The sequence below is a fragment of the Candidatus Streptomyces philanthi genome (assembly GCF_059553635.1).
Genome location: NZ_JCANQV010000348.1, coordinates 1 through 5535 on the forward strand (window position 1 = coordinate 1; position 5535 = coordinate 5535).

Here is a 5535-nt window from a genome sequence, read left to right on the forward strand (position 1 = left end):
GGCTCCGGGGCGGTCCGCTGCATCCGTACCTCCACACTCCGCGACGCCCGGCACGGCCGCGTCCCTGCCGCCCGGCCGTGCCGTGGTCGGCGCCGGGCCCGCGGAACGATCGTGGGCCCATCACATGAATCACGGCTCCGACCACCTTCGCAGATCGCGGCCCACCTGACGTGCCGACACGTCAGCGGCGCCGGGGCGGCGGTCCGCCGACCGGACCCGGCACCGGGCGGCACGGCCGGACGGGGCATCACCCGGACGGCGGGGGCCCGGCGTACGGGACCGCCGCAGCAGGCGCCTGCCGAAGTCGTCGGCGTACTGGAAGAGTTGACGCAGCAACCACATCGTGAGATCCCCCTCTCGCGATCCGGGACGGCCGCGTACCGTGGAACACCCGGCCCCGAAGGGGTACCGGGCGCGACCCGCCCGGCGCCACCGCGCACCACCGACGCGAAGGAGCAGCCGACCATGTCACGGGAGACCGCCGTCTACACCCATGGGCACCACGAGTCCGTCCTGCGGTCCCACAGCTGGCGCACCGCCGCCAACTCGGCGGGCTATCTGCTGGACTCGCTGCGGCCGGGCATGGAGGTCCTGGACGTCGGATGCGGCCCCGGCACCATCACCGCAGACCTGGCGGAGCTGGTCCCCGGGGGCCGGGTCACCGGGCTCGACCACGCCCCGGACGTCCTGGACCGGGCCCGTGCCACCGCTGCCGGGCGCGGCCTGGACAACGTCCGCTTCGCGGTCGGTGACGTCCACGCGCTGGACTTCCCCGACGCCGCCTTCTGCGTCACCCACGCCCATCAGGTGCTCCAGCACGTGGGCGACCCCGTCCAGGCGCTGCGCGAGATGCGGCGGGTCACCCGGCCCGGCGGCGTCGTCGCGGTCCGGGACGCCGACTACGCGGCGATGACCTGGTACCCGGCGGTGGACGGGATGACGGAATGGCAGGAGCTGTATCTGCGGGTGGCGCGCGCCAACGGCGGCGAGCCGGACGCGGGGCGCCGGCTGCACGCCTGGGCGCGGCGGGCCGGTTTCGCGCCGGAGCGGATCACCGCCACGGCCGGTGTCTGGTGCTTCCACTCGCCGCGGGACCGTGCCTGGTGGAGCGGATTGTGGGCCGAGCGCACGGTGGCGTCGGCGTACGCCGGGCGCGCGGTGGACGGCGGTCACGCCACGGCGGAGGACCTGGCGCGGATCGCCGCGGCGTGGCGGGAGTGGGGTGCGCGGGAGGACGGCTGGTTCGCCGTGCTGCACGGGGAGATCCTGTGCCGGGTGTGAGGGCCCGGCGGGGTGCGGCCACTGATCGACGCCAAGTGATCGCGCCGCGACACCACCCCAACTAGGCTTCCCCGCATGGACATTCTGGGGACCTCCTTGCGTGTGTGCGTCGGCGACCTCGACTCCGCGGTCGCCGTCTACGAGCGGCTGACGGGCGCCGAGGCGGTCCGCTTCCAACGGGGCCGCGTCGCGGTCGCCGCGGTCGGCTGCTTCTTCCTGATGAGCGGTCCGGAGGCGGAACTCTCGGTACTGCGGAAGATCACCGCGACGCTCGCGGTGGACGACGTGGACGACGCGGTCGCCGATCTGAAGGCGGTCGGCGCCGACATCATCGCCGGACCGCTGTCGACGCCCATCGGCCGCAATCTCGTCGCCCGGCACCCGGACGGCTCGGTCTTCGAGTACGTCGACCGACGGCAGGACGCCTCCGCCTGAACGGACGGCGACGGCGTACGGTGGTGGCCGTGCCGGGGGCTTCCCGGCACGGCCGCCGGCGGGTGGGGCGTCCCCCGGTCACTCGGGGCGCATCCGGAAGTCGTAGCGCTCCGGCAGCGGGTGCGCGGCGCGGGCGGCGGCGCGCGTCTCGTCACCGACCGGCCCGGAGCCCGCGACCAGGCGCTCCGCGATGGCGTACCAGGTGGTCTCCAGGGTTTCGTCGCCCTCCCGCAGGTCGGCGATCTCGAAGCCGTCGTCGAAGATCCGCCGGGCCTCGGCCGCCCGTCCCCGCGCGAGCAGGACATGGGCGGTCAGCAGCCGGAATCGGCCGCGGGCGGCCTCCTCGGGCGTCAGCCGGGCGAGGACGCCGGCGGCCTCCTCGGTCCGCCCGGCGGCCAGCAGCGCGGGCACCGTCTCCCGCGCGAGCGCGGTCACCAGGACCCGCCCGTCCTCCGCCTCGTCACCGGCCGCGTCCAGGGCGCAGGCGAACGCCTGGGCGTAGCGGTCGGCGGCGCGCTCCGCGTCGCCGGCCTCGGCCTCGGCGACGGCGAGGCAGTACAGGGGCAGGCAGCCGGCACCGCCGTGCACCAGGGCGCGCTCCCAGCTCCGTACGGCCTGGGCGCGGTCGCCCGCGTACCACTGCGCGAGCCCGAGGCGGTGCTCGGTGGCGGCGCCGGGCGGCGCGGACTCCAGCAGATCGCGCCAGGCCGGGGAGACGGGACCGGTGACGGGCACCGGCTCGCAGGGCGGGAACTCCCCCGTCCGCAACAGGGCGAGCCAGGGCCGCTGTTCGACCCCGAGGGCCGCCGCGTCGAAGGGGGTGCCGGGCAGGCCCCGGCCGATCCTGGCCTCTTCGAGGGCGCCCCAGCCGGACCCGGTGGCCAGCGTCTCCTCCGGCGGGTGGTCGGCGTACGGGCGCCAGGCGGCGTACGCGGCGTCGACGGCGGCCCGCGGCAGGGCCGCGCCGAGACGGCCGGCGACCTCGTCCCGGGCGGCTCCCCAGTCGTCGCCGTGCACGGTCCGCGCGTCGGCGGCGAGCGGTCCGTACGCCTCCAGCCAGGCGAACTCCGCGCCGCCCTCCAGCGGTACGTGCTCCAACTGGGTGCGGGCGAGGCCGGCCTGGATCTCGGCGTAGCCGCCGGTGCCGGGTTCGGTCAGCCAGCGCTGCCAGCGGCGGCCGCCGCGGCCCGCGCCCCACAGGAACAGTTTGCGGCCGCGCAGCAGGTCGGTGGAGGTCTGCACCAGGCCGTGGCCGTCGGCGTCGAGGGAGGCGATCCAGCGGCGGGCGTCGTCCGGGACCTCGTAGAAGTAGTCGGCGGGGATGTCGCCGCGGAGCGGATAGCTGCGGTCGGTGCCGCCGGAGACGGGGACCGGGACCTGCCGCAGGATGCGGTCGTAGCCGAAGTGCCAGGCGGAGTCGGCCGGGGCGAGCACCCGGGTGTGCTCGTCCTCGGGGACGGCGGTGTTGGACCACCAGTAGACGGGCGCGGTGTGGGGGTGCGGGTTGCGGATGCGCACCCCGACGTGGAGGAAGTCCGAGTCCTCCGGGATCCACAGGTCCACCTGGAACGGCAGGTCGCGCAGCCGCTCCCACTCCCACAGGCGCAGCATCTCGCCGCCGTCCGGGGCCCGGAGGCGGGCGGCGTGCAGCGGGGCGCAGGAGAGGGTGGTGTGGCCGGTGGCGCCGATGTTCCATTCGATGCCGCCGGAGAACCACGCGCCGTTGAGGGCGAAGGAGGCGGGCTGGAGAACGGGGTTGCGGTAGAGCAGTTCACGGCCGGTGGGCTTGTGGTACAGCGAGTGGACGCGGCCGCCGAGGCCGGGCAGGACGGTGGCGCGCAGCCGGTCGTTCTCGACGACCAGCGCGTCGACGGTGGCGGGGTGGCGGGTGCGGCCGTATCCGTCGCGGTGCGCCACGGGCAGGAGGGAGCGCAGCGGCTCGTGGCCGAGCTGGCGGGCCATGTCGGCGGGCGGGCGGACGTCGTCGGGGAGGTCGACGCGGTGGACGTCGTCGCCACCGCGCAGCGCCGGAAGGGGGTTGTCCGGGCCGAGGGGAGCCGCGGGAAGGGTCAGGGTGGTGCATCGCACGCTCGTGGCCACACTGCCTCGCAAGGAGAACCGGGCCGCCTCGGCTGCGGCGGCCGCCTGTTGACCATGGAACCCCCTGAACGTCCCGGTGAACAGGGTCTCTTGGCGCCTCTTCCGAGGGCACCGGAAGGGAGGCGCGCTCCCCTTCCGAGGGGCGGCGGACCGGCGTGCGCGCGCCCTACACCCGGTGCCGGAGCCTCCCGCCGTCGCCGGGGAACGGTTCCTCGTCCGCGCGGGGCTCCTCGTCCTCGAAGGGGTCGTCCTCCGGCAGCATCTCGCTGGTGATCGCCCAGCGTTCGTGGTCGCGCCAGGCGCCGTCGATGAGGAGGAAGTCGGGGGAGAAACCTTCCAGCCGGAACCCGGCACGCTTGACCAGCGCGATCGAGCGGACGTTGGCGGGCTGCACATTGACCTCCAGACGGTGCAGCCCCAGAGACCCGAAGGCGTACCGCAGCACCAGCCGCAGGCCCTCGCTCATCAGGCCGCGCCCGGCGGCGTGCGTGAAGGCCCCGTAGCCGATCGCGCCGCAACGGAACGCGCCGTGCACGATGTTGTTGATCGTCAGGTAGCCGGCGATCCGGCCGCCGTCCCGTTCGCAGACCAGGAAGCCCTCCCGCTGCGGCTCCCGGAGCCTGGCCAGGTAGCCGTCGTACGCGGCGGGGTCGGCGGGCGGGTACAGCCACGGTTGGTGCAGCTCCGCGCTCTCCCGCGCCCGTGCCGTGAACTCCTCCCGGTCGTCCTCGGTGAACGGCCGGATGCCCACGCGGGGGCCCTGGGCGAGATAACGCTCGTCGGTCATCGGCGAATCTTACGGAGCGCGGACGGCCCGCCGCCAGGGCGTAATGCCCCGGCCGAACGGCCCTTGACGGAGCGGAAGGCCCGCTGTCGCGCGGCGTACCGGGAGCGCCCGCCCCCGGTACGCCACCCGTTCGGCCTACCGCCATACGGGTGCGTCGGTGCCGCACCGTCCGGGCGGGCTCGTCCAGGTGACGGGGCCGCCGTCGAAGGAGACCGGCGGCAGGGCGTACCGCAGCCGTCCGACCGGGCTGTCCGTCCACCCCAGGTACGGCTCGGGGTCGTACGGTTCCGGGGGGACGGTGGTGGCGCGGGGTACGTCGTGCAGCAGCCAGCGGGCCGTGCGGGCCAGGGACAGGGTGGCCAGCGCGGTGCCGCCGTGGTCGTCGCGTTCGGTCAGCGCGCGCAGTACGGCGGCGGCCAGCAGATAGCCGGTGCCGTGGTCGAGCGCCTGGGCGGGGAGGGCGCCGGGCGTGCCGTCCCCGGCGGCCTCGGTGACGGCGATGCCGGTCGCCGCCTGCACCAGGCTGTCGAAGCCGCGGCGGCCGCCCCAGGGGCCGTCGTCGCCCCAGGCGGAGAGCCGTGCGACGACCAGGCCGGGGCGGCGCTCGGCCAGCTCCTCGGGCGCCAGGCCGAAGCGGTCCAGGCAGCCGGGGCGGTAGCCGGTGACCACGACGTCCGCCTGTGCCAGCAGGGCGTCGAAGGCGGCCCGGTCGGCGCGCGCGCCCAGGTCGAGGGCGGTCGACCTCTTGCCGAAGCCGGTGTCGTTGTGGGCGTCCTGGCTCTCCGGGAGCTGCGGGGCGTCGACGCGCAGGACATCGGCGCCGAGCAGGGCGAGGGTGCGGGTGGCGACCGGGCCGGCGATCACCCGCGTCAGGTCGAGCACCCGCACCCCGGCGGCGGGCCGCAGCGGGGTACCGGTCAGGGGCCCCAGCG

5 protein-coding genes are annotated in these 5535 nt (G+C 75.6%); 2 read left to right on the forward strand and 3 right to left on the reverse strand.

The genetic code is table 11. The annotated features are described in order from the left end of the window. Positions 1-465 precede the first annotated feature (465 nt). Positions 466-1281, forward strand: coding sequence for a class I SAM-dependent methyltransferase (locus AC51EU_RS26480; protein ID WP_496269605.1), 816 nt, complete (start codon positions 466-468; stop codon positions 1279-1281). Between the two features lie 75 nt (positions 1282-1356). Beyond that, positions 1357-1716, forward strand: a complete 360-nt coding sequence (locus AC51EU_RS26485; RefSeq protein WP_496269606.1) for a VOC family protein — start codon at positions 1357-1359, stop codon at positions 1714-1716. A 78-nt stretch (positions 1717-1794) separates the two neighbouring features. Here AC51EU_RS26485 and AC51EU_RS26490 read toward each other — a convergent pair whose 3' ends face one another. From AC51EU_RS26490 to AC51EU_RS26500, 3 genes are all read right to left on the reverse strand, one after another. Continuing rightward, positions 1795-3816: a DUF5107 domain-containing protein gene (locus AC51EU_RS26490; RefSeq protein WP_496269607.1), complete on the reverse strand. Its 2022-nt coding sequence runs from the start codon at positions 3814-3816 to the stop codon at positions 1795-1797. Between the two features lie 166 nt (positions 3817-3982). Further along, the gene (locus AC51EU_RS26495; RefSeq protein ID WP_496269608.1) at positions 3983-4603 is read right to left on the reverse strand and encodes a GNAT family N-acetyltransferase; all 621 of its coding nucleotides are present in this window, start codon (positions 4601-4603) and stop codon (positions 3983-3985) included. A gap of 135 nt (positions 4604-4738) precedes the next feature. Continuing rightward, positions 4739-5535 (reverse strand): CoA transferase (locus tag AC51EU_RS26500; RefSeq protein ID WP_496269609.1); only part of this gene is annotated, 797 nt, incomplete at its 5' end.

What these genes read in the sequence shown, in the direction of transcription:
- AC51EU_RS26495 (WP_496269608.1), bottom strand. Translation starts at nt 4,603, where the DNA reads ATGACCGACGAGCGTTATCTCGCCCAGGGCCCCCGCGTGGGCATCCGG.
- AC51EU_RS26480 (WP_496269605.1), top strand. Translation starts at nt 466, where the DNA reads ATGTCACGGGAGACCGCCGTCTACACCCATGGGCACCACGAGTCCGTC.
- AC51EU_RS26485 (WP_496269606.1), top strand. Translation starts at nt 1,357, where the DNA reads ATGGACATTCTGGGGACCTCCTTGCGTGTGTGCGTCGGCGACCTCGAC.